The organism is Clostridium chromiireducens (assembly GCF_002029255.1).
Taxonomy (GTDB): domain Bacteria; phylum Bacillota; class Clostridia; order Clostridiales; family Clostridiaceae; genus Clostridium; species Clostridium chromiireducens.
Genome location: NZ_MZGT01000007.1, coordinates 1 through 24,706 on the forward strand (window position 1 = coordinate 1; position 24,706 = coordinate 24,706).

Annotated in this window: 23 protein-coding genes; 2 read left to right on the forward strand and 21 right to left on the reverse strand. The window is 30.7% G+C overall.

Annotated elements, in window-relative coordinates:
* Positions 1–993: amidase domain-containing protein (locus CLCHR_RS03250; protein WP_242965985.1), on the forward strand; the 993-nt coding region annotated here is incomplete at its 5' end.
* A gap of 540 nt (positions 994–1,533) precedes the next feature.
* Here CLCHR_RS03250 and purB read toward each other — a convergent pair.
* Positions 1,534–2,964 carry an adenylosuccinate lyase gene (gene purB, locus CLCHR_RS03255; RefSeq protein ID WP_079438253.1) on the reverse strand — a complete coding sequence of 477 codons (1,431 nt, stop codon included), beginning with the start codon at positions 2,962–2,964 and terminating at the stop codon, positions 1,534–1,536.
* A 205-nt stretch (positions 2,965–3,169) separates the two neighbouring features.
* Here purB and CLCHR_RS03260 point away from each other — a divergent pair, with 205 nt between their 5' ends.
* Positions 3,170–3,388, forward strand: a complete 219-nt coding sequence (locus CLCHR_RS03260; RefSeq protein ID WP_079438254.1) for a DUF378 domain-containing protein — start codon at positions 3,170–3,172, stop codon at positions 3,386–3,388.
* A gap of 134 nt (positions 3,389–3,522) precedes the next feature.
* On the opposite strand, the gene CLCHR_RS03265 is transcribed toward CLCHR_RS03260, so the two are convergent.
* From CLCHR_RS03265 to rnpM, 20 genes are all read right to left on the reverse strand, one after another.
* On the reverse strand, positions 3,523–3,783 hold the full coding sequence (locus CLCHR_RS03265) for an HPr family phosphocarrier protein (protein ID WP_079438255.1): 261 nt from the start codon (positions 3,781–3,783) through the stop codon (positions 3,523–3,525).
* Between the two features lie 122 nt (positions 3,784–3,905).
* Positions 3,906–4,166 (reverse strand): stage V sporulation protein S, encoded by a 261-nt coding sequence (locus CLCHR_RS03270; protein ID WP_009169189.1) that lies wholly within the window; start codon positions 4,164–4,166, stop codon positions 3,906–3,908.
* A 195-nt stretch (positions 4,167–4,361) separates the two neighbouring features.
* Positions 4,362–5,903 (reverse strand): ribonuclease Y, encoded by a 1,542-nt coding sequence (gene rny, locus CLCHR_RS03275; RefSeq protein WP_079438256.1) that lies wholly within the window; start codon positions 5,901–5,903, stop codon positions 4,362–4,364.
* 311 nt (positions 5,904–6,214) lie between these two features.
* The gene (gene recA / locus CLCHR_RS03280; RefSeq protein ID WP_079438257.1) at positions 6,215–7,303 is read right to left on the reverse strand and encodes a recombinase RecA; all 1,089 of its coding nucleotides are present in this window, start codon (positions 7,301–7,303) and stop codon (positions 6,215–6,217) included.
* Positions 7,304–7,582: 279 nt separating this feature from the next.
* Positions 7,583–8,173, reverse strand: coding sequence for a CDP-diacylglycerol--glycerol-3-phosphate 3-phosphatidyltransferase (pgsA, locus tag CLCHR_RS03285; protein ID WP_079438258.1), 591 nt, complete (start codon positions 8,171–8,173; stop codon positions 7,583–7,585).
* Positions 8,157–9,509 carry a 30S ribosomal protein S12 methylthiotransferase RimO gene (gene rimO / locus CLCHR_RS03290; RefSeq protein WP_139376206.1) on the reverse strand — a complete coding sequence of 451 codons (1,353 nt, stop codon included), beginning with the start codon at positions 9,507–9,509 and terminating at the stop codon, positions 8,157–8,159. The genes pgsA and rimO overlap by 17 nt, the downstream gene beginning before the upstream one ends.
* A gap of 237 nt (positions 9,510–9,746) precedes the next feature.
* Complete coding sequence (locus CLCHR_RS03295) at positions 9,747–12,131, reverse strand: FtsK/SpoIIIE family DNA translocase (RefSeq protein WP_079438260.1); 2,385 nt, start codon at positions 12,129–12,131, stop codon at positions 9,747–9,749.
* A gap of 113 nt (positions 12,132–12,244) precedes the next feature.
* Positions 12,245–12,952, reverse strand: a complete 708-nt coding sequence (locus CLCHR_RS03300) for a ClpP family protease (RefSeq protein ID WP_079438261.1) — start codon at positions 12,950–12,952, stop codon at positions 12,245–12,247.
* A gap of 111 nt (positions 12,953–13,063) precedes the next feature.
* Positions 13,064–14,260 (reverse strand): aspartate kinase, encoded by a 1,197-nt coding sequence (gene dapG / locus CLCHR_RS03305; RefSeq protein WP_079438262.1) that lies wholly within the window; start codon positions 14,258–14,260, stop codon positions 13,064–13,066.
* 15 nt (positions 14,261–14,275) lie between these two features.
* A complete protein-coding gene (locus tag CLCHR_RS03310; protein ID WP_079438263.1) occupies positions 14,276–14,557 on the reverse strand; it encodes a YlmC/YmxH family sporulation protein in 282 nt (93 codons plus the stop codon).
* A gap of 66 nt (positions 14,558–14,623) precedes the next feature.
* Positions 14,624–15,931, reverse strand: a complete 1,308-nt coding sequence (locus CLCHR_RS03315) for a M16 family metallopeptidase (RefSeq protein WP_079438264.1) — start codon at positions 15,929–15,931, stop codon at positions 14,624–14,626.
* 49 nt (positions 15,932–15,980) lie between these two features.
* On the reverse strand, positions 15,981–18,086 hold the full coding sequence (locus tag CLCHR_RS03320) for a polyribonucleotide nucleotidyltransferase (RefSeq protein ID WP_079438265.1): 2,106 nt from the start codon (positions 18,084–18,086) through the stop codon (positions 15,981–15,983).
* Positions 18,087–18,337: 251 nt separating this feature from the next.
* Positions 18,338–18,601 (reverse strand): 30S ribosomal protein S15, encoded by a 264-nt coding sequence (gene rpsO, locus CLCHR_RS03325; RefSeq protein WP_079438266.1) that lies wholly within the window; start codon positions 18,599–18,601, stop codon positions 18,338–18,340.
* Positions 18,602–18,729: 128 nt separating this feature from the next.
* Positions 18,730–19,656 (reverse strand): bifunctional riboflavin kinase/FAD synthetase, encoded by a 927-nt coding sequence (locus CLCHR_RS03330; protein WP_079438267.1) that lies wholly within the window; start codon positions 19,654–19,656, stop codon positions 18,730–18,732.
* Positions 19,657–19,708: 52 nt separating this feature from the next.
* Positions 19,709–20,584 carry a tRNA pseudouridine(55) synthase TruB gene (truB, locus tag CLCHR_RS03335; protein WP_079438353.1) on the reverse strand — a complete coding sequence of 292 codons (876 nt, stop codon included), beginning with the start codon at positions 20,582–20,584 and terminating at the stop codon, positions 19,709–19,711.
* Between the two features lie 77 nt (positions 20,585–20,661).
* Positions 20,662–21,642: a DHH family phosphoesterase gene (locus CLCHR_RS03340; protein WP_079438268.1), complete on the reverse strand. Its 981-nt coding sequence runs from the start codon at positions 21,640–21,642 to the stop codon at positions 20,662–20,664.
* Complete coding sequence (rbfA, locus tag CLCHR_RS03345; protein ID WP_079438269.1) at positions 21,642–21,992, reverse strand: 30S ribosome-binding factor RbfA; 351 nt, start codon at positions 21,990–21,992, stop codon at positions 21,642–21,644. Before rbfA ends, CLCHR_RS03340 begins: the two co-directional genes overlap by 1 nt.
* Positions 21,993–22,009: 17 nt before the next feature.
* Positions 22,010–24,100 carry a translation initiation factor IF-2 gene (infB, locus tag CLCHR_RS03350; protein WP_079438270.1) on the reverse strand — a complete coding sequence of 697 codons (2,091 nt, stop codon included), beginning with the start codon at positions 24,098–24,100 and terminating at the stop codon, positions 22,010–22,012.
* 26 nt (positions 24,101–24,126) lie between these two features.
* On the reverse strand, positions 24,127–24,438 hold the full coding sequence (locus tag CLCHR_RS03355) for a ribosomal L7Ae/L30e/S12e/Gadd45 family protein (RefSeq protein ID WP_079438271.1): 312 nt from the start codon (positions 24,436–24,438) through the stop codon (positions 24,127–24,129).
* Positions 24,431–24,697 (reverse strand): RNase P modulator RnpM, encoded by a 267-nt coding sequence (gene rnpM, locus CLCHR_RS03360; RefSeq protein WP_079438272.1) that lies wholly within the window; start codon positions 24,695–24,697, stop codon positions 24,431–24,433. Before rnpM ends, CLCHR_RS03355 begins: the two co-directional genes overlap by 8 nt.
* Positions 24,698–24,706: the final 9 nt, after the last annotated feature.

Below are 24,706 nucleotides of genomic sequence, written 5' to 3' on the forward strand. Positions count from 1 at the left end.
GGATTATATATGTTATCTAAAAATTTATATTCTTTGTGTTTGTTACTCTCAACACCCTATAATAATTTAGAATCACTTTCCAATAACGTCGTTGCTTTAAATAGCTATTTACAAGAAGAAATATATTTAAAGAAACTATTTGATTTTAGATGGAGAAAAAAATTAAATTCATCTTTTGAAAATTTCCACTTTGATTATTCTTATGACTTAGTAGAAGAATATTCTAACCTTATCAAAGTTAAGCTAAATTTAAAAATTTTTTTTACAATAAAAGATTCTAATGCTCTTATAAATTCTGCTTGTGTTCATGAATATATTATAATTCTAGAAAATCTACACAATAAATATAAAATACATCTTCTTATAGAGAATGAAGAAAATCCTATTCTATATAATTATATTTTAAGTACTTCCATATCACTAATCGATAATTCTATTTTTACTAAAACTCAGAGTATATATTTTGACAAGAATTCAAAAATAGATTCATTATACGAATCTTTTATAAGGACGGTTATGAAACCCAACAAAAAATATATACCCCGAAATGATCCCGTTTTTAACATTGATAAAGCATGCGCCTATGCAGAAACTTATGCCTTAAAACCAAATCCTAATTACAAATCGTTTGATGGAATTGGTGGCGACTGCACAAATTTCATATCACAAATTCTGCATGCAGGTGGATTTAATGAAAATAGTATATGGAAACCATATACTAACACTTGGGTTCGGGTTGAGGATCTTTACTCATATTTAACTTCACAAAAGTTAGGCATTAAACTTCCTGATGATACTTATCTAGATAAGGGAGTCTTAATTCAATTTTATACCCCCTCAATAGGTAGATATTTTCACAATGGATTTATTACTTATAAATTGCAAAATAATGACTATCTTTATTGTTGTCACAGTTACAACAAGCTAAACTATCCCCTTAGCGAAATTTATCCCCATAAGTATCCAAAACTTAGAGCATTAAAATTTAGTTGATATAGACAAGACTTATGCAATAAACCACCGAAATGAATAGCATACTTTTGTTCCAGTTTCTAAGGAATCTTTATGGGTGATTCTAATAACAAAAGTTGTACCCAAAATGCTAGCCTCAAAGACAAAGCTTTGAACTAGCATATTTGGAACAACTTTTATTCTAAGAATCACTACCACAAAAATTCCTTATGAAACATTCCACAAAAGTATGCTACTCATTTCTAGTTTGGTTATATTTCAAAGTAAATAATTGACGTATTATATAAACATATTTACAAATTTATTAAAACTTTAAGTTGATATCTTAACTAGAAATTATAAACATTTTTATGGAGAAAACATTTGAAAATAAGCTGCTAAAGATTCTTAGTTGTAGGTTGTTCCACTTTAGCTTGTCAAACTGAAAGTTGGAGCATGCTAAAGTGGATACAACCTGCTACTTAGAACCTTCAGCGATGTTTTCATAGTTTTTCGGAATAAAAATGTTTATAATTTCGGTAGGTTATCACTTAAGTCTAAGTTATATGTTGGATATCTATACTACACTGTAATTTCACTTTTAATCTTTAATGCTTCTTCATTATTCTTAATGATTGGATCTACGTATTCATCGATAAATTCAACAACTTGGCTTGGTGCTCTTCCAACAAATTTAGTTGGATCAATAACTGCTAGAATTTCTTCCTTGGATAGACCAAATGATTCATCACTTATTATTCTATCAATTAGATCATTATCTAATCCTTCACCTTTTACTCTTTGGGCTGCAGCCATAGAATGAACTCTAATCTGTTCGTGTAGCTCTTGTCTATCTTTACCCCTTTTTACAGCTTCCATCATTATATTTTCAGTAGCCATGAATGGTAACTCTCTTTGTACATGAGAAGCTATTACTTTATCATATACTACCATATTTTCAGCGATATTTATGTATAAATTTAAAACTCCATCTAATGCTAGGAATCCTTCTGCAACTGATAATCTCTTATTAGCTGAATCATCTAAAGTTCTTTCAAACCATTGAGTCCCTGCTGTTATCGCTGGGTTTAATGCATCTACTATAACATATCTAGCTAATGCACTTATTCTTTCACTTCTCATAGGATTTCTCTTATACGCCATAGCTGATGATCCTATTTGATTTTTCTCAAATGGTTCTTCCATTTCCTTCATATTTTGAAGTAATCTCAAGTCATTACTAAATTTATAAGCACTTTGAGCAATTTCTGATAATGTATTTAAAACTATAGAGTCAAGCTTTCTTGGGTAAGTTTGACCTGTAACTCCATAGCTTTTCTCAAACCCCATTTTTTCTGCTACTATTTTATCTAATGCTTTAACTTTACTTTCATCCCCATCAAAAAGTTCCATAAAACTTGCTTGAGTACCAGTAGTTCCTTTTACACCTCTAAGTTTTAAAGTTGATATCAAGAAATCTATATTTTCTATATCCATTACTAAATCTTGCATCCATAATGTTGCTCTTTTTCCTACAGTAGTCAATTGAGCTGGTTGAAAATGTGTAAATCCTAGTGTTGGCATATCTTTATACTCTAATGCAAAATTTTTCAAATGATTTAAAACTGTGACTATTTTATTCTTTATTAGATTTAGTCCATCTCTCATTATTATGACATCTGTATTATCTCCTACATAACAAGACGTAGCCCCTAAATGGATTATTCCTTTAGCAGCTGGACATTGAAGACCATATGCATAAACATGACTCATTACATCATGTCTGACTTCTTTTTCCTTCTTTGCAGCTTCTTCATAATTTATGTCATTAATATGTTCTTTTAATTCTTTAATTTGTTCTTCAGTTATATTTAACCCTAACTCTCTTTCACCTTCTGCAAGAGCTACCCATAATTTTCTCCATGTTGTAAACTTCATATCATCAGAAAAAATAAAACTCATTTCTTTTGATGCGTATCTCGAATTTAAAGGTGTGCTATATAAATTTCTCATTCAAAAACCTCCACACGAATATATTTTATACTTTTTCTTTCAACATTCGTATTATATCATACTTTTTTCATATTTGACTATTTAATTTTTAATTTTTAATCATCATGTAATAAATTTATATAAAATTAATTTAACTTTTTGTTATTATTGTCTCTTAAATTCATATAATTATAATAAAATAATATTTAAGATAGGAGTGGGTATTGTGTGTAAACTAAATCTATTTGACAAGCTCTCTTTTCTACTAGTCTTTCTCGGTTCTCTAAATTGGGGAACTATCGGCCTATTTAACCTGAATTTTGTGAATATGATCTTCCTTCATAATTCAATTATCGTAAGAATCAGCTATATTATTATTTTCTTAGCAGCATTAAATATAGTTACCTTATTTTTTAGGTGTAACTTACTTACTGACGATAATTAAACCTTTACAATTTAATATTTCAATAGATAAACTCACTTGTTTAGCTTTAACTATTATTAACTACATTATTATTCGAATAATTTTCCATAGAAAAAAGGTTCCATATTAAAAATATGGAACCCTATTTTGCATAATTAGTCTTCTAAAGTTTCAACTAATTTAACAATTTCTTCAACAGCTAAAGCTTCGTCATCACCTGAAGCTACAACTTTGATTAGAGCATCTTTAGTAACTGCTAAAGATAAAACTCCGATTAAGCTTTTTACATTTGCTTTCTTACCGTTATATTCTATGCTAACGTCTGATTTAAATGATGAAGCTTTCTTAACTAATAATGTTGCTGGTCTAGCATGAAGACCAGATGAATTTTTTACTGAAACCTCTTTTGCTATCATTATATACACCTCTTTACAAAATAATTAATAAATATAGCATTTAACTATTATAGTATAATCGTTTTTATAGATAATTTCAACTTAAAAATCACTTCATAGCATATTAATTTAGAAATAATTTATTATCTAGGTTGTACTATTAACTTTATTGCAGTTCTTTCTTCTCCATCAATTTGTATATCAGTAAAGGCTGGTACGCATACAATATCTTTTCCGCTAGGTGCCACAAACCCTCTCGCAATAGCAATTGCCTTGACCGCTTGATTAATTGCACCTGCTCCAACTGCTTGAATTTCAGCAATATTCTTTTCTTTTATTATAGCCGCCAATGCACCTGCCACAGAATTAGGATTTGATTTTGTTGATACTTTTAATACTTCCATTTTTGTTATTCCTCCTAGAATTTATTATACAAATCGTTTACATTAATTATATTCTATAAATTTCTTTAAATTCCTTTTTATTCTTACTAAATTTTAAAAATTTTTTTCATTTTTTTATATTAGTTGCTCAAATATATTTTGTTATATAATAAAATGAAGTATATTTTATTATATAACAAAATATACTTCATTGATTTACTTAGCAAAATCTATTGCTCTAGTTTCTCTAATCACATTAATTTTAATTTGTCCTGGATATTCAAGTTCTTCCTCGACACTCTTAACTAAATTACGTGCCAATTCAATTATTCCAGCATCATCTACTTTATCTGGTTTAACCATAATTCTAATCTCTCTACCAGCTTGAATGGCATATGACTTTTCTACACCTTCATGTGAATTTGCAATTTCCTCTAACTTTTCCAATCTCTTAATGTATGCTTCTAATGTTTCTCTTCTAGCACCTGGTCTAGCTGCCGATATTGCATCTGCTGCTTGAACTAGTACCGCTTCTAAAGATAGCATTTCAACATCTGAATGATGCGCTGCTATTGCATTAATTACTAATGGTGATTCGTGATACTTTTTAGCTAGATCTCCACCAATTAAAGCATGAGGCCCCTCTTGCTCTTGATCAACAGCTTTCCCGATATCATGTAACAATCCAGCTCTTTTAGCTAAAGTAACATCTAAACCTAGCTCTGAAGCCATTAAGCCAGCTAAGTATGAAACTTCTATGGAATGTTTTAAAACATTTTGACCATAACTAGTTCTATACTTTAATCTACCAAGAAGTCTTATAATCTCTGGATGTAGTCCATGTACACTAGTTTCAAGAGCTGCTTGCTCTCCTTCTTCTTTTATACTATTTTCTACGTCCTTATTAGCTCTTTCAACCATCTCTTCGATTCTTGCTGGATGTATTCTGCCATCCACTATTAACTTTTCTAGTGCCATTCTTGCAACTTCTCGCCTTATTGGATCAAAGCTAGAAAGAATGACTGCTTCCGGAGTATCATCTATTATTAAATCAACTCCTGTTAATGTTTCTAAGGTTCTAATGTTTCTTCCTTCTCTACCTATTATTCTACCTTTCATCTCATCATTCGGTAGTGCAACAACGTGTACAGTTGATTCAGACACATGATCGGCAGCACATCTTTGGATCGCAGTCGTTATTATCTCCCTTGATCTCTTATCTGCCTCTTCTTTTGCCTTACTTTCAATATCTTTTATCATTAAAGCAGCATCGTGAGTAATCTCTTTTCTTACTTCATCCAAAAGTATCTCACGTGCGTCTTCACCAGAAAGGGCTGCTACTCTTTCAAGTTCTGCTCTTCTTTCTTCATAAAGCTTCTGTACCTTTGCTTCTACTTGATCTACTTCAAGCATTCTTTGATTGATTGTTTCGTCTTTCTTTTCAAGAAGTTCACTCTTCTTATCTAGAGCTTCTTCCCTTTGAATTACTCTTCTTTCAAGCCTTTGAATCTCATTTCGTCTTTCACGAGATTCCTTATCAAAATCATTTCTCAATTTATGAAGTTCTTCTTTTGCCTCAAGGATTGCCTCTTTTTTAGTTGCTTCTGCATCCTTTTTAGCTCTTGCTAGAATTTCTTCTGCTTCTTTTTCAAGCGATTCAATTTTTGTTTTTGATATGTTTTGAATCGTTTTATAAACCACTATTCCTAATACTAATAAAACTATTATATCTATTAATATCATAAATGCTATTTCCACATAAACACCTCCTAATTTATCATTTTCTCATTATATTATTATTAACAAGAAAGTGTAGTCGGTGTCATATTCTTCTCACTGCATTCGGAATATGATAAACCAGTATTCCTTTTTATTCTATATTAAAAACAAAATTATGTCAAGTTTGCTCATATAATGGTTATATTCTGTTTTGTACTATGAAATATCAAGGAATTTTAAATATAGCTACATTATATGAGTAATCATATATATGTAGCTATATTTTAATTATATCTAATTTTATGGAATAAAATATTATTTATTCATCATTTTTACCTTTATAGTTAAATTTATTCTTTATTATCTTCTGCACTGTCTTCTTTAACCTTAGCCTCTGCATTAGTTGTGTTATTTATCACAGCTGTCTTAGCTAATTCTGCTGCAGGAAGATTATGCTTTTCTCTAATTTGATTTTCTATATCTAATGCTATTTCTGGATTTTCTTTTAAATAAATCTTAGCATTTTCTCTTCCTTGACCTAATCTTACATCACCATAAGAGAACCAAGCACCACTTTTTTGAACTATTTCTTCCTTAACACCAACATCTATTATGTTACCATTTCTTGAAATTCCCTCATTATACATAATATCAAATTCAGCTTGCCTAAATGGAGGTGCAACTTTATTCTTTGTCACCTTAATTCTTGTTCTGTTACCAATGATAGCATCACCTTGTTTTATAGAATCTATTCTTCTAATATCAAGTCTTACTGAGGCATAGAACTTTAATGCTCTTCCTCCTGTTGTTGTTTCTGGAGAACCAAACATAACTCCAACTTTTTCTCTTAATTGGTTAATAAATATCGCAACACAATTAGTTTTATTAATTGTTCCTGCAAGTTTTCTTAAAGCTTGTGACATAAGTCTAGCTTGAAGACCGATATGAGAATCTCCCATTTCTCCTTCAATTTCTGCTTTAGGTACTAAAGCAGCAACAGAGTCTACTACCAGAACATCAATAGCACCTGAACGTACTAATGCTTCTGCGATTTCAAGCCCTTGCTCTCCTGTGTCTGGTTGAGAAATTATTAAACTATCTACGTCAACGCCAAGTTTTTGAGCATAACTAGGATCTAACGCATGCTCTGCGTCTATATACCCTACAGCTCCTCCTTTTTTTTGCGATTCTGCAGCTATATGAAGTGCAATTGTAGTTTTTCCTGAACTTTCTGGTCCATAAATTTCAATAATTCTTCCTTTTGGTACCCCGCCAATTCCAAGTGCTATATCTAAATCTAAACATCCAGTTGATATAGCATCCATATTAGAAATATTGTGGTCACCTAATTTCATTACTGCCCCCTTACCAAATTGTTTTTCTATATGACTCATAGCACTTTCAATTGCTTTTAATTTTTCTGAATTTATATTTCCCATAATACTAACTTTCTCCCTTCTATCGAACTTATGTTCTGTATTTATTATAAATTAATTCTAAACTATAGTCAATATTTAATTCAAGGCATATGAACGAAAATAATAGTGCCAAAGATGTAAAATTGACAACCATACTGGTATATTATTTCTTTGAATGTGCCTGAAGAAAAGTTCCTTCTTTACCAACTAAAGAAGGAACCATTTAATTTATATCCACTTTTTCTTATTCTTAAACATAATATATATAGAAAATTTATATTTCTATATATATTTAATTTTTTATTTATCAATAGAGACTGCTTCCTTATTTTTCTTAAAGTAATCATAACCTGAAAGCAGGGTTACTACAACCGCAATCATAAGCATTATCATTGGAGCGAATTTAAAAAATCCTTTCAAATAATAATTGTCTATTACAAAAATTTTTAACAGCCTTGCATCATGAATATTTACTTTTAATAGTAATAAAATTATTGCTATAATTTGTATAACCGTTTTAATTTTTCCCCACCAGCTAGCTGCTATAACTCTTCCTTGTGTTGCAGCTATTGATCTTAAGCCTGAAACAGCAAATTCTCGTGCAATTATAACCACAGCTGCCCATCCTGGTACTACCTGTAATTCAACTAAAGAAATTAACGCCGCAGTAACTAATAATTTATCTGCTAAAGGATCCATAAATTTTCCAAAGTTAGTTATTTGATTTCTAGATCTAGCAATATACCCATCTAACTTATCCGTTAATGAAGCTAAAATAAATATAAATGTAGCAATAAAACTTCCATATGGTATATCTTTAACTGCTATAAATACTAAAAATACAGGAACCAAAAATATTCTAATTAAGGTTAACTTATTTGCAAGATTCATCAACAACAACTCCCACTAAATCATAATCCATATTCTCTACTATTTTTACCTTTACAAATTTGCCATTTACTATATTTCCTGAAAATTCAAATAATACATTTGCATCAATATCAGGAGCCATTTCATAATTTCTTCCATAGTAATACTTTCCATTATATCCTTCAACAAGAATATCATATAATTTCCCAATTTTCAATTTATTTATTTCTTCTGTAATATTTTTTTGTAATAACATTAATTTTTCTTCTCTTTTTTCCTTGATTTCTTCTTCTACTTGACCAACCATTTGTGCTGCCGGGGTATCTTCTTCTTGTGAATAAGTGAATACCCCTACTTTATCAAGTTTATATTCTTTAAGAAAGTCTATGATTTCATTGAATTCTTCTTCTGTTTCATTAGGAAATCCAACTATAAAAGTTGTTCTTATGATGATTCCTGAAACTTTTTCTCTTAACATTTTTATTTTATTTATTATATCTTGTTTGCTAGTCTTTCTTCCCATAAGCTTTAAAATTTTATCACTTATGTGTTGTATAGGTATATCTAAGTATTTTACAACTTTATCATTGCTCGCAATTTCATCTATAAGTTCATCATATATTTCCTCTGGATAACAATAAAGAATCCTAATCCACTTTATCCCTTCAATTTTAGATAATTCATTTACTAATATATGAAGGCTTTTCTTTCCATAGATATCACTACCATATAAAGTGGTATCTTGAGCTATAAGTATGATTTCTTTAACTCCACTTTCACTCAAGTCTCTTGCTTCATTTATAATATTTTCCATCTTCCTACTTCTAAATTTTCCCCTTATTTTAGGAATTATACAATATGTGCAAAAATTGTTACAACCTTCTGCAATTCTAATATATGCGCTTTCTTTTTGTGTTGTAATAATTCTTTTTCCTTCATTAATGTTTTCATCAGAATAATTTAAAAGTTCTAGTGCCCTTTTATTTCCATCTATAAAATCAGTTATTATTTCATTGATTTGATTATAATCATTAACACCCATCATCATATCTATCTCTGGTATTAACTTTCCTAGCTCTTCTCCATATCTTTGAGTCAAGCATCCTGTAGCTATAAGCAATTTACATTTATAATTTACTTTATAGTTAGCCATCTCTAAAATAGTGTCAATAGATTCTTGTTTTGCACTTTCTATAAAACCACATGTGTTTACAATGATTATATCTGCATTCTTAGGATTGCTAGTTATTTCATACTCGTTGCTCATCTTGCCTAATATTATCTCTGAGTCAACTCTATTTTTATCACATCCTAAACTTACCATACCAACTTTATATTTTTGATTATTATTTTCCATCTCTATTTTAATTTCACTCAAGTCCTTACATCCTCCTGTGTTTTAATAGTCTTTATTATAACAAATTAAAACTATACTTTACAAGTTTCTATTATTATAATATTACTACCATTATTACATAAAAATCATTTACAATTATATCTTAAATAGTATGAATCTAAAAAATTAACACAATGTTAAATTTTACTTCATAAATAGTTTAAAATTATTAATTAAATGTCTATATTGAAAAATCGTCTAATTATTCTCATCTTGTGTGTTCTCATCTAGAAGTTGTTGTCTTGTAATAAGCACTTGTCTCGGTCTACTTCCATCTTTTTCAGATATAATACCTCTTTCCTCTAATTGATCCATAATTCTAGAAGCTCTATTAAAACCTATTCTAAATTTTCTTTGAATAAATGAGGTTGACGCTTGACCATATTCTACTACAACATTGATTACTTCGCTAAGCAACTCATCTACATCATCACTGCTTTCACCTGACTCCGTAGATTTTGAATCTGACGCATTATTAATATGATCTATTATATCTTCTTCGTAATTAGTATCACCTTGTTCACTCTTAATAAACGAAATAACTTGTTCTACTTCTTCCTCTGATATGAAACACCCTTGAACTCTAAGAGGTTTACTTTCCCCAACAGGGTAATATAACATATCTCCTTTACCAAGAAGTTTTTCTGCACCTGATCCATCCAGTATTGTTCTTGAATCAATCTGAGATGAAACTGCAAAAGATATTCTAGAAGGAATATTTGCCTTAATTACTCCTGTTATTACATCTACTGATGGTCTTTGAGTTGCTATAACCAAATGCATACCAGCTGCTCTTGCCATTTGAGCTAATCTTCCGATATAATCTTCTACATCATTTGGACACACCATCATAAGATCTGCAAGCTCATCAACAATAATTACAATGTATGGGAGCTTTTGTTCTATAATACCTTTATTAAATAACTCATTATAAGATTCCATATTTCTAACTCCAGAATCAGCAAAAAGCTTATATCTGTTTGTCATTTCATTTACTGCCCAATTTAAAGCTGCTGCCGCCTTTTTAGGATCCGTAACAACTGGAATCAGAAGATGTGGTATTCCATTATAAACATTCAATTCAACAACCTTAGGATCAACCATAAGAAGTTTAACTTCATCAGGGTTATACTTATATAACAAACTTATTATAAGAGAGTTTATACATACACTTTTACCAGACCCAGTGGCCCCTGCAATTAATGTATGAGGCATCTTACTTAAATCTCCCACAACGCACTTTCCTGAAATATCTTTCCCTAGAGCGAATGCTAATTTTTTCTTAGAATTAATAAATTCATCATTTTCCAATACTTCTCTTAAAAATACTGGAGTTTGCTTTCCATTTGGAACTTCGATACCAACTGCAGCTTTCCCCGGAATAGGAGCTTCTATTCTTATACCTGAAGCGGCAAGCCCTAAAGCTATATCATCCGCTAAATTTACTATTTTACTTACCTTAACTCCTGGACTAGGCTGAAGTTCAAATCTTGTAACCGATGGACCTTTAGTTACTTGAGTTACTTTCGCATCAACTCCAAAGTTAGATAAGATCTCTTCAAGTTTATTTGCATTTTCTATTAATTCTTTTTTATCGGTATTATTGAGCTTTGTATTAGCATTTAACTTCAATAATTCTAAGCTTGGATGTTTATATTCTTTTTGTTCTTTTTGTTCTAAAATATGTTCCTGTATTTCTTTATTCACAACATCCTTAACATCATTTTCTAAATTTTCTTTCTTACGTGTATGGTTTTGTGTACTTTTCTCTAAGAAACTATCTATTTGAATATCTGATGAAATTTCTGACTGCAAATCTGGCGATACATCATCATCTTCACTTGCATTCTTCATAAAGTCTAAAATCTTTATCTTCTTATCAACTCCAGATAGAAATGCATCCTTTTCTTTTTGATTTCTATCTTCACTTTCATCCTTTTCTACTATATTGATGAAATTTTCACGAACCCGTTGTTCATTTTTTTCCCTTATCTTTTTATTTCTATTATTTCTTATCTTTTCTCCTTTATTATATGCCTTTAATCCTAAATCATATAAAGTAATATCAAAAATCAAAATAAGCGCTATTATTGAAAATGCAAGAAGTAAAATATAAGTCCCAACTACACCTATAATTTTATAAAGTGGATAACATATAAGATATGCTATAATTCCACCATGCATAGTTTTAGTATTATCACTAATTATAAGTTTAAGATTACCAAAAAAATCGCTTTGATTTTCCAAACTTTGAATATTTATAATTCCGAAAGTTAACATGATAACAACTACTAAAATTGTCATCCCAAAAAAATTCTTATTTAATTCTATCTTTCCTCTTGTCTTTATATATTGAAATCCAAAATATATTAGATAAATAGGTAACGCATTTGCACCTATTCCAATTGTTACATAGGATCCCTTTTGTGCCAGGAATGATAATATCCCAGCTAAAGAAGTGTATATTGCTATCCCAAGTATTATTCCTGTTGCAATATACACTATTCCTACTATATCTGGGTTTACTGTCTTCTCATCCTTTTTAGCTTTTGTGGCGCCATTTTTGCCTTTAGTCCTACCCACCTTAATCACCTCATATATTTATTTCTACGTAAGATAACGCTTCTCCTTTAATAAGATAACACTAAAAACAAAAATCGGCTATAGATTTTTTCTATAACCTTAAAAATAGAATGCTATTTTTCTATAAGTTCATTAAGTTTTTCTAAGGCTTCCTTTATTCCTCCAACCTCATCGATAAGTCCACACTCAACGGCCTGTTTTCCAATCAACATAGTTCCAACATCATTTAGCAAATCGTTAGTTTGCAACATGAACTTTTCTAAATTATCTTGTTCTATATTTGATGTTCGAACAATAAATTCATTTATTCTTTCCTGCATTTTCTTAAAATACTCAAATGTTTGCGCTACGCCAATCACAAACCCATTCATTCTTACGGGATGAACAATCATTGTAGCAGATGGAGTTATAAAAGAAAAATCTGCTGATGTTGCAAGCGGAACTCCTATTGAATGTCCTCCACCAATCACTACAGATACAGTAGGCTTAGACATGCTTCGAATCATTTCAGAAATCGCAAGACCAGCCTCTACATCTCCTCCAACTGTATTTAATACTATAAGTAATCCTTTTGCGTCTTCATTTTGTTCAATATCGATTAATTGCGGTATAATATGTTCATATTTCGTAGCTTTAGTTTGTGGAGGTAATACTGAATGTCCCTCAATTTGACCTATTATAGATAGCACCTGTATTTTTTTATTTGGAGTCGCTAGAGCTGTATTTCCAAGCTCTTTCACATTTTCTATTTTATCTTGAGCTTCTGATTTTTCTTTTTCTTCTTTTTCTGTATTATCACTGTTTAAAATATATTTATCCATAAAATAATTCCTCCTATACTAATTTTATTTTGTACATTCGGAATTATTTTATTCATAGTATAAAGTATAAAATATAAATCAGCCTATAAATCTAATTTATATTTTCAATTGCTAAAGCTTAAAAGTTTTATGTAAAACATTAATTGCTTCTTTTTCATCTTTTGAATGAACCAAACACCAAATTGTCATATGTGAATCAGCTGTTTGCAATACTTCAATGTTATTATCACTTAACGCTTTAATAATCTTAGCCATAACACCAGGTATCCCTTTCATTTTTGAGCCAATAACAGCTACTTTGCTACAATTCTCTATTAGTATATATTTTAAGTTAGCACTATTTAAGACATTTTCTAAAGTTTCTTTATCGGCTTGATTTACAGTAAAAATCTGTTCACTTGGAAATATGTTTATTAAATCCAAACTTATTTTATTTGCTGCTAGCAAATCTAAGACATTCTTATATTTGCTATTGCCTTGATTTTCAGCTGCAGTAATAGACACTTGAATCCTATTTTTTTGACTTGTAATGCCAGTCATCATTCTATCATTACTCTTATCGCCAAAATTATTAATTAAAGTTCCCTTACAGTCACTCATTGTATTTTTTATTAATATAGGAATATTTCCTTCCATTGCTACTTCTACTGCTTTTGGATGAATTACAGTGGCGCCTTTTTCAGCTAATTGGAATACTTCATAATAGCTTATAACATCAATTAAATTAGCATTTTCAACTACTCTTGGATCTGCCGTCATAATTCCATCTACATCGGTATATATTTCAATAGCCTCAGCCTTAAGAGCCACTCCTAAAATTGAAGCTGTAGTATCACTCCCACCTCTTCCTAAGGTAGTCAAATATCCATTTTCAGTAACACCCTGGAATCCAGTTACCACTGGGACTCTTCCTTGTGATACTAAGTCAAATATTTTTTTTGGCTTAACGTCAATACAAGTCGCTTCATTAAAATTATTGTCAGTTAATATCCCCGCTTGTCCTCCGGTAAGCGGCACAGCATCAATTCCTGCATTATATAAATCATCACTCATCACAACAGAACTAATAATTTCTCCACAACACATAAGCAGATCCTTAGCCAACTTGTTTGTATTTTTGAATTTATCATCTATTAATGATAATAGCGTATCAGTCGCATAAGGCTGGCCTTTCCTTCCCATAGCAGATACCACTAGAACAGGACTATACCCTTCCTTAATGGCATTTTTAACCTTATTAATAACTTGCTGTCTATTTTCTTCAGTTGATACCGAAGTTCCTCCAAACTTTTGTACGACTATTTTCATTACATTTCCTCCTAATTATAGCTTAACCTTTTTAATCACTTCATCATCTGCATCTAATATTATTGTTTTAGCCCCGATTTTCTTTACACATTCCCACGGAATCTCTAAAAAATCTTTACTACTAAAAAGATTAAATTTTCCACCACTGAGATTCACTATTAAATATTTAAAGTTTCCTTCATCATCTATTATCAAATCATTATTTAATAGATAGTCATACTTTTCCCCATCGTTAATGTTTATAAGTTCATATCTTTCTATATCACTTAAGTATTTTATTTTATTTTCCTCACTCATAATAAAAACCTCCTTTTGTACTCATAAAATAATATGAGATAAGGAGGTTTATTATTACACTATTGTTTATAAATTAAGCTTACTATCATTATTTGAATTATCATAAGCCTTTGCATTCTTCAAGATTATAGAATCTAACTTCTTATATTCTACATCTTGACCAACGTATGCTGCATTTAAAACTCCTTTTTTAAAGCACCTATCTAAAACATATTGAATATCATCTTTACTTATATCATCTATCTTTTTTATTACTTCTTCTTGAGTTTTTAATTTATTTCTGAAAAGGTACGCTTTCGCATTTGAAAACATTCTAGAACTAGTACTTTCTAATCCCAAAATGTAATTAGCTTTTATCTTTTCTTTATTGATCTCAAGTTGTTTATCAGTTATACCATTTTTACCAAAAAGAGTGATTTCCTTATCTATAACTTCTAAAGCTTTTTCTCCATAATTTCTATTTAAACCCGCATATATATTTAGAGTACCGACGTCTTGAAACGGTTGCAGATAAGATGCAATAGAATAGCACAATCCCAATTCTTCTCTTACCTTTTGAAAAAGAATTGATGAAGCTCCACCTCCAAATATATTATTAAGAAGTACTAGTGCATAATTCTTTTCATGACCATATGGTAATCCCTCTAAGCCTAAAGAAATATGAAGCTGCTCAATCTCTTTTTTTGCATTTGCTGAGTTAACTTGTATTGATGTTTCTTTATATTCTGGTTTATATTGGTCCTTACTTTCCCATGCCCCAAAATATTTATTAATTAAGTCCTCTAGTTCCTTATCATCAAATTTACCACAGACTGATATTACAGAGTTATACGGTGTATATTTCTCGCTAATAAAATCCAATATTTTTTCTCTTGTAAATGATTTTACCAAGGGGATCGTTCCCAATATCGGAAATCCTAATGCTTCGTCACCAAATGCTGATTTAGAGTGAATATCATCTAACACATCCTCTGGAGAATCCTCACTCATATTAATTTCCTCAATTACTACACCTTTTTCTTTTTCTATTTCGTCTGGATCAAATTTCGCATTCAGCATTATATCTGAAAGCACATCTAATGATAAATCTAAATGCGTATTCAATGCTTTGATATAATAACAAGTAGCTTCTTTACTTGTGAATGCATTGATCTGACCACCTACATTTTCTATTTGTTCCATTACTTCCTTTGAAGTTCTTCTATCTGTTCCTTTAAAAAACATATGCTCAATAAAATGAGATATCCCATTAACTTCTGCATTTTCATTTCTTGAACCATTTTGAACCATAACTCCAACACTTATAGATTTTAAATGTTCTATTTTTTCAGTTACAACTCTTAATCCATTTTTAAGGGTATATGTGTTATACATTTTGTACTTGCCCTCCTTAATAGTTAAAAAAAAGGCAATTAATTGCCCTTTATTTTTCCTCTTTATTTTCTTGTTCTAATAAAGCATCTTTTCTAGAAAGATTTATTCTGCCTTGGTTATCAATTTCTGTAACCTTAACCAAAATTTCATCCCCGATAGATACAACATCCTCAACCTTGTTTACTCTCTCTTTAGCTAGTTTAGAAATATGAACTAATCCTTCTTTGCTAGGTAAGATTTCTACAAATGCTCCAAAAGTTGTTATCTTAGTTACTTTACCTAAATAAACTTCTCCTGATTTAACTTCTTTAGTTAAGCCCTCTATTATTTTTATGGCTTGATTTACGCCATTATGATCAGTTGAGCTAACAAATACTGTTCCATCTTCTTTTATATCAATCTTAACACCTGTATCTTGAATTATCTTGTTAATAACTTTACCACCAGCTCCGATTACATCTCTAATCTTATCTGGGTTTATGCTCATTATTTGAGTTTTTGGTGCATATAATGAGACATCTTCTCTAGGTGAAACCATACATTCATTAATCTTATCGATTATCATAACTCTAGCTTTTCTAGCATCTTTTATTGCATTTTCAACAACGTTAAAGCTAAATCCTTGAAGTTTAGTATCAACTTGAATTGATGTTATTCCTTCTGTTGTTCCAGCCACCTTAAAGTCCATATCTCCAAAGAAATCTTCTATTCCTTGAATATCAGTTATAACTGCTTCTTCTGTTAAATCTTCAGATGTTATTAATCCCATTGCAATACCAGCTGCTGGTCTTTTAATAGGTACACCTGCATCTAATAACGCTAATGTTGAACCGCAAACTGATGCTTGTGATGTTGATCCATTTGAGCTTAGTACTTCTGATACTAATCTAATTGTATAAGGGAATTCTTCTTCTGACGGAATTAATGGCTCAAGCGCTCTTTCAGCTAATGCTCCATGCCCAATTTCACGTCGTCCAGGTCCTCTTAGAGGTTTTACTTCACCAACACTGTATCCTGGGAAGTTATAATGATGCATATATCTTTTTGATTGTGCTTCATCTATTCCATCTAATATTTGAATTTCGCTAATTGATCCAAGTGTTGCTACAGTCATTACTTGAGTTAAACCTCTCGTAAATAGTCCTGTACCATGTGTTCTTGGTAAAATCCCAACTTCACATCCTATTTTTCTCACTTCATCAAAAGCTCTTCCATCAGGTCTTCTTTTATCTTTTAAAAGCATATGTCTTACAACCTTTTTTTGCATGTTGTAAAGAACTTCTTTTATATCACCTGATTTTTCAGCATATTTCTCTTTAAATGCTTCATTAACTTTTTCATATACTACATCTACAGCAGCATTTCTTTCATCTTTATCTGTAATGTACATTGCTTCTTTAACCATATCGTAAGCAAATTCTTTTACATCTTTTTCAATTTCCGAGTCTACAGTATATAATACTGGCTCATCCTTTTTCTTCCCGAACTTAGCCATAGCATCTTCTTGGAAAGAAATAATTTTTTTACATTCATCAAAACCATATTTTATAGCATCGATCATAGTATCTTCTGGTATTTCTCGACCGCCTGCTTCAATCATCATTACTTTTTCTTTTGTAGCGCATACAGTTAAATGAAGGATACTTTTTTCACGTCCTTCTGTGTCTGGATTTGTAATGAATTTACCATCTATAAGACCTACTTGCACTGCAGCAACTGGAATCGTATATGGAATACTTGAAAGGCATAACGCAAGAGACGCTGCATTAATGGCTAAGATTTCTGGTAAGTTATCTTTTTCAACGGATACTACTGTAGTAACTACTTGAACATCATTTCTGTATCCTTTTGGGAATAGAGGCCTTATTGTTCTATCAACAGCTCTACCATTTAATATTGCTTTTTCTGATGGTCTTCCTTCTCTTTTTATGAATCCACCCGGAATTTTACCTACTGCATATAATCTTTCTTCATATTCAACACTTAGTGGAAAGAAATCTATTCCTTCTTTTGGTTGTGGTGACGCATTAACATTCGTCAAAATAACTGTATCACCATAACTTGTAAATGTTGCTGCATTTGATAACATACCTACTTTTCCGAACTCTACTTTTAATTCTCTTCCAGCGATTTCAGTCGTTAGAACATTACTCATAATTCATGACCTCCCTTTAGGTTCATCTCATTATTATAAATTTATTTAGTCATAATCAAAAATAACAAATCCTTGTGCCAGCCTATTTTTCTTCATTCTTCATAAGCGTATTTCCCTAATAGCCCTCTATGAGGCAAATATACTTCTTCGTCTGAAGAAAAATATACATCACATCACGGACTTGTTATTTTTCATTTGCCATATAATTGTATATTTTTAAAATAATAGAGCGGAAAACTCCGCTCTAAAAATTATCTTCTTAAACCTAATTCTTTGATTAAAGTTCTGTATCTTTCGATATCTTGATCGCTTAAATAGTTTAAAAGACCTCTTCTTTGACCAACCATCATTAATAATCCTCTTCTTGAGTGGTGATCTTTTTTGTGAATCTTTAAGTGTTCAGTTAAATATTGAATTCTTTCAGTAAGTAATGCTACTTGAACTTCTGGTGAACCAGTATCTCCTTCACTTCTTCCAAACTTTTTAATAATTTCTATTTTTCTTGCCTTATCCATTATAAGTGCACCTCCGTGTATTATATTAATTATCCCCTAGTTCCAAGTAAAAGATGGCACCTTACAACTTAGAATTAGGTTCCCTGTGTTATTATATCAAAAGTAACTATTATTGTAAACTATATTGTTTAAGTCGACACACAATTCTCATCTCTTGCGAAAGATTTGTCTTTTTCAAGCTGATCCTTTAATTCATCTAGGCTATTGAATTTTATTTCATCTCGGATTTTTTTTATAAATCTTACTTCTATCTGTTCTCCATAAATTTCTTTGCTAAAGTCCAAAATATATGTTTCTATTGTCAATTTTTCACCATTTACTGTTGGATTCTTACCCACTGATGTAATTCCCTTATATATATTATTATTTACCCAAATATTAGTATAATATACACCAATCTTAGGTAAAATGAAATTTTCATCATATTTTAAATTTGCTGTAGGAAAACCTATAGTTCTTCCAATCTTTCTTCCATGAATAACCTCACCGCTTAAGGCATACGGCATACTTAACATTCTACTAGCCTCAAAAACATTTCCATCTTCCAATGACTTTCTTATCCTAGTACTGCTTATAACTTCATTCTTATATGTACATGGCTCCATAACATATAATTCATATCCGTATTTTTTTTGCAATTCTTTTAAAAGTTCAACATTTCCAAGATTTTTATATCCAAATTTATAATTAAATCCTACTACAAAGCCTTTAATATTATATTCTAGTATTAATGATTTAATAAATTCTTCTGGCTTTATTTTCATGAATTCAAGATCAAATTCTTTAAAACAAACAATATCAACATTATTGATTTCTAGAATTTCAGCTTTCTTTTTGTTATCCATTAAAAGTTTAGGTGCATCCTCTTTATTGATAAGAGTCTTGGGATGATTTTTAAATGTAAAAACCATACTTTTTCCATTATTCTTTTTTGCTACTTCTACAACTTTGTATATTAAAGAAAGATGCCCAATATGAAGTCCATCAAAACTTCCAAGAGCTGTATAATTATTAGTATTTCGAATATCTTGTAAATCTTTTTCTATAATAATCATTTCTTTACTCCTAATTTAAGATACATAAAAATAGCCGCCTACTTATATATCCTTAAAGCAACAATTTTTCAATCTTAAAGCCATCATCATCTTGCTTTCCAATTCCAATGAAAGTATTTTCACTATCATAAACTCTATAAAGAATATTTTTTTCTCGCTTCTCGCTAGTCAAACGTTTATCAAAAACTTTAACACCATTTACTAATAATCTTGTAAATGAACTATTTACTATAATTTTAGGATAGAATGAAAGCGCCTGTTCCATTGTAATTATATAATCTTCTATATTTTCTTCTGTTAAGTCATTAATATTGATGCTTTTTTCCTGCTTAAATATCGACGTCTCACTTCTATTTAATTCTGTCATAGTTGCGCCTACTTCAAGCTTTTCACCAATATCATAACATAAACTTCTTATATAAGTTCCTTTTGAGCAAGATACTTTCATATATACATAAGGCAACTCAAATCTTATATTAGATATATCAAATATACTAATTCTTCGAGCTTCCCTCTCTACTTCAATACCTTGTCTTGCTAAATCATAGAGTCTTACTCCGTTTTTCTTAAGAGCAGAATACATTGGTGGAACTTGATCATATTCACCAATAAAAGATGCTATAACTTTTGAAACTTCCTCCTCTGAAAGATGCTGTACTTCATTTCTTTGTACTATTTCACCTTCTAAGTCATAGGTAGTTGTCTTTATTCCAAGTATGAATTTAACCTCATACGTCTTATTGCTATTCATAATATAGTCAATAATTTTTGTAGCCTTACCAAGGCATATTGGAAGGACTCCTGTAGCTTGTGGATCTAAAGTCCCAGTATGTCCTACTTTCTTTTCTTTTGCAATAAATCTTACTTTCCTAACAACATCAAAAGAAGACATTTCTTTATTTTTAAATACATTTAGTACACCATTCACTTTAACTTTCTTCCTATCTTCCTTAGTAAGTGAAGTTTTTATTTCCTCTTTCATACGTGAAACTTCTATTCCTTCCTTCATAAGTTCATTTCTTTTTTAAGCGAATCTAACAAGTTATTTCTTGCTGTTCTAATATCAACGCCTCTTTGCATAACACCAGCAGCTTTTATATGTCCGCCACCGCCGTATATCTCTGCAATTTTTCGTACGTCTACATTATTTTTAGATCTTAAACTACCCTTTACCCCATCTTCAACTTCTTTTAAAAGCATAGAAACTTCTACACCTTTAATACCAAGACCAACCGAAATTATATCTGAAGTATCAGCATTCTGTAAGTTCAATTCCTCTAATAATCCCTTTGGTATCTGAAGAACGGCAACTTTATTATCTAACGCAAGTTCAATATTAGATAATACATTTCCCATTAACTTCACTTTTTCAAAAGGCTTATTATCAAAAAGATTGCTATGAATTTTACTATTATCTAATCCAATCGCTATAAGGTTTGATACTATATCATGAGTTCTACTTGTAACATTCGAGTGTCTAAACGAACCAGTATCTGTTACAATCCCTGTATAAACTGCTTTTCCTATAGCTATTTCAATATCTGTTTTACTTTCAAAATCAATTCCCAATTCTTTTATTAAAAGATATGATAATTCACATGTAGCAGCTGCAGTTATGTCTACATAATTAATAAATCCGTAATTTTCGTTAGAAATATGGTGGTCTATATTAATTATTTTCCCATTATAATTCCTTAAATCTGCAGATATTCTTTCAACATTTCCACAATCTAATATTATTACTAAATCAGTATTATCTCTTGGTTCTGTTATGCTTTTATCAACTTCATTTGCTAAAGGAAGGAACGAGAGGTTATCCGAAATAACATCTCTCGTTATAATATATGCGTCCTTTTTTAAATATCTCAACGCATTAAGCAAAGCTAAAGTACTTCCTATAGCGTCTCCATCTGGAGAAGAGTGGAATGATAACCCTATTCTTTTTGCTGATAAAATCTCTTTTTTTATTTCTTTAAGACTACTCATTATTCTTTACTTATCCTTTGAATTAATTCATCCATACGCATTCCATAATTAATGGAGTCATCTAATTCAATAATAATTTCAGGGGTATGTCTTAGATTTATTCTTTGCCCTACAGCTTTTCTAATGAATCCACTTGCATTTCTTAATGCTTCAAGATTACTTTTCTTTTCATCATCATTTTTAGAGAATATACTTACATAAACCTTAGCATATCTTAAGTCTTTAGTAACCTTAACATCTGTAACTGAAATCATAGCTGTAAGTCTTGGATCTTTAACTTCGTTCTGAATTAAATTACTTATTTCTCTTTTAAATTCTTCGTTAATTCTTCCACCTCTATAATTTGCCATACCTGCAATTCACCTCTTTAAAGTTCTTTTCTCTTGATTGCCTCCATCATGAAGCATTCAATAATGTCACCTTCTTGAATGTTGTTAAACTTCTCAACAGTTAAACCACATTCATATCCAGCATTTACTTCTTTTGCATCGTCTTTAAATCTCTTAAGTGATGATAGTGAAGATTCAAAAATTACTATTCCATCTCTTATAACTCTAGCTTCTGCATTTCTTTGAAGTTTCCCTTTTAATACATAACATCCCGCAATTGTACCAATATTTGAAATCTTATATATTGATCTTATTTCTGCAGTACCTAATATAACTTCTTTATATTCTGGTTCAAGCATTCCTATCATCGCTGCTTTAACATCATCCATAGCCTCATAAATAATTCTATAAGTCTTAATATCTACTCCATCTTTGTCAGCTTGAGCAGCTGCATTGTTATCAGGTCTTACATTAAATCCAATAACTATTGCATTAGACGCAGTTGCAAGTGTTACATCAGTTTCTGTTATAGCACCAACACCGCCATGAATTACTCTTACCTTTACATCATCAGTAGAAAGTTTTTCTAATGATCCCTTAATAGCTTCAACTGATCCTTGAACGTCTGCTTTTACTATAATCGCAAGCTCTTTAACTTTACCTTCTTTAATTTGATTATATAAATCTTCTAATGAAACTCTATGATTTGCAAGTAAAGTTTCTGCTTTTAACTTATCTTTTCTGCTATCAGCCATATTTCTAGCAGTTTTTTCATCTTTAACTTGGTTAAATCTATCTCCTGCCTCTGGAACTTCTGAAAGACCTAAAACCTCTACTGGAATTGATGGACCAGCTGATTTTATTTTCTTACCAGTATCATCAAACATAGCTCTTATTCTACCATATGTAGAACCAACTAAGATTGAATCTCCAACTCTTAATGTTCCGTTTTGAACTAGTAAACTAGCAACTGAACCTCTACCTTTATCAAGTTTAGCTTCAATAACTGTTCCTACTGCTCTTCTATCTTTATTGGCTTTAAGTTCAAGCATTTCAGCTGTAAGAAGAACCATTTCCAATAGCTTATCGATATTTAGATTTTGTTTTGCAGATACTTCTTCACAAATAGTATCTCCGCCCCAATCTTCCGCAAGCAATCCTTGTTCAGCTAATTCTTGTTTAACTCTATCTACATTAGCACCTGGTTTATCGATTTTGTTTATTGCTACTACCATTGGAACTCCTGCTGCTTTACAGTGAGCAATAGCTTCCTTAGTTTGTGGCATAATTCCATCATCTGCTGCAACAACTAATATAACAACATCTGTAATTTGTGCTCCTCTAGCTCTCATAGCTGTGAACGCTTCATGACCCGGAGTATCTAGGAATGTAATTTCTTCTCCGTTCAATTTTATAGTATAAGCACCAATGTGTTGAGTTATACCACCTGCTTCTGTATCAGTAACCTTTGCTTTTCTTATACAATCAAGTAAAGATGTTTTACCATGGTCAACATGACCCATAACAGTTACAATTGGTGGTCTCTTTTGAAGATTTTCTTCATCATCTTCTTCTATTTCTAACACTTCTAATTCTTGAATTTCTTCTTTTCTCTCAACCAAAACTTCATATTCAGCACATACTTTTTCTGCTGTTTCAAAATCTATTTCTGCATTAATTGCTGCCATAACACCAGAAAAAATTAAAGTTCTTATTACATCATTTGAAGGTTTCTTTAGCTTTTCAGCTAATTCCTTAACTGTTATGCTTTCTCCAATTTCTATAACTTGAGATTCTCCCGCATTCTTACTAGCTTCTCTAGCTGCTTCTTCCTGCTCTTCTTTTCTTGTCTTTTTCTTTTTCTTACTTGCTTTATTAAGTTGGTCTGCTAATTCATCTTCGTATACGTCAACGATACTCTTCGAAGTTCCAGTTTTCTCTTCTGATACTGCTGAATCACCTTCCGATCTTCCTGCTAACAATTCCTTGATTAATACAGCATCTTCATCTTCAATTGTACTCATATGATTTTTAACTTCTATATTAAATTCATCCATTAATATAGTTACTAATTCCTTTGACTCTATGTTAAGTTCTTTTGCTAATTCATGTACTCTTATTTTTGACATGCAGTCACCCCCGTATTATTATCTACTCATATATTTTTTTCCTCCTCGTATAACGACAACATTCTTTTTGCTATATCGCTATCTAGAATCCCGAGCAGCATAATTTCTTTACGCCCAATCGGAGCTCCTAGTTGGTCTTTCGAGAAATCTTCAATATATGGTATATTTTTTTCATTACAATGCTTTTTAAATTTATCCTTAGATTTATCTGATAAATCATTAGATATAATAAAAAGATAAATTTTAGTATTATTTCTATAATCATCGCATTTGCTATATCCTTCAAGCAAATTACCCGATTTTTTTGCAATACTTAGAAAATTAAAAAACCTATTCATTATTTACTTCATCCTTTAGCTTATTATAAATTTCTTCACTTATAGGAGTTTCTAAGTTTCTACTAAGTCTTTTTGCTTTAAATGCTTTTTCCAAGCATTCTGTACTCTTGCAAATATATGCGCCTCTTCCTGACTTTTTACCAGTTAAATCAACACATACATCGCCCTCTGGAGTTTTTACTACTCTAATTAATTCTTTCTTTGGTTTCATTTCCATGCAACCAGTGCACATTCTTAAAGGAATTTTCTTAACCTTCATGAAAAGCAC

Bases quoted from the DNA above. Each gene is read 5' to 3' on its own strand.
- rnpM (WP_079438272.1), bottom strand. From the start codon at position 24,697: ATGAAGGTTAAGAAAATTCCTTTAAGAATGTGCACTGGTTGCATGGAA.
- CLCHR_RS03300 (WP_079438261.1), bottom strand. From the start codon at position 12,952: ATGGATAAATATATTTTAAACAGTGATAATACAGAAAAAGAAGAAAAA.
- recA (WP_079438257.1), bottom strand. From the start codon at position 7,303: ATGGGAAATATAAATTCAGAAAAATTAAAAGCAATTGAAAGTGCTATG.
- CLCHR_RS03265 (WP_079438255.1), bottom strand. From the start codon at position 3,783: ATGATAGCAAAAGAGGTTTCAGTAAAAAATTCATCTGGTCTTCATGCT.
- rbfA (WP_079438269.1), bottom strand. From the start codon at position 21,992: ATGGCAAATTATAGAGGTGGAAGAATTAACGAAGAATTTAAAAGAGAA.
- purB (WP_079438253.1), bottom strand. From the start codon at position 2,964: ATGAGAAATTTATATAGCACACCTTTAAATTCGAGATACGCATCAAAA.
- rimO (WP_139376206.1), bottom strand. From the start codon at position 9,509: ATGGAAAATAATAATCAAAAATATAAAGTTGGTATGGTAAGTTTAGGA.
- CLCHR_RS03310 (WP_079438263.1), bottom strand. From the start codon at position 14,557: ATGAGTGAGGAAAATAAAATAAAATACTTAAGTGATATAGAAAGATAT.
- CLCHR_RS03270 (WP_009169189.1), bottom strand. From the start codon at position 4,166: ATGGAAGTATTAAAAGTATCAACAAAATCAAATCCTAATTCTGTGGCA.
- CLCHR_RS03315 (WP_079438264.1), bottom strand. From the start codon at position 15,931: ATGTATAACACATATACCCTTAAAAATGGATTAAGAGTTGTAACTGAA.
- pgsA (WP_079438258.1), bottom strand. From the start codon at position 8,173: ATGAATCTTGCAAATAAGTTAACCTTAATTAGAATATTTTTGGTTCCT.
- rpsO (WP_079438266.1), bottom strand. From the start codon at position 18,601: ATGGATAAGGCAAGAAAAATAGAAATTATTAAAAAGTTTGGAAGAAGT.
- CLCHR_RS03330 (WP_079438267.1), bottom strand. From the start codon at position 19,656: ATGATTATTATAGAAAAAGATTTACAAGATATTCGAAATACTAATAAT.
- CLCHR_RS03355 (WP_079438271.1), bottom strand. From the start codon at position 24,438: ATGAATAGGTTTTTTAATTTTCTAAGTATTGCAAAAAAATCGGGTAAT.
- dapG (WP_079438262.1), bottom strand. From the start codon at position 14,260: ATGAAAATAGTCGTACAAAAGTTTGGAGGAACTTCGGTATCAACTGAA.
- infB (WP_079438270.1), bottom strand. From the start codon at position 24,100: ATGTCAAAAATAAGAGTACATGAATTAGCAAAAGAACTTAACATAGAG.
- CLCHR_RS03340 (WP_079438268.1), bottom strand. From the start codon at position 21,642: ATGAGTAGTCTTAAAGAAATAAAAAAAGAGATTTTATCAGCAAAAAGA.
- CLCHR_RS03320 (WP_079438265.1), bottom strand. From the start codon at position 18,086: ATGAGTAATGTTCTAACGACTGAAATCGCTGGAAGAGAATTAAAAGTA.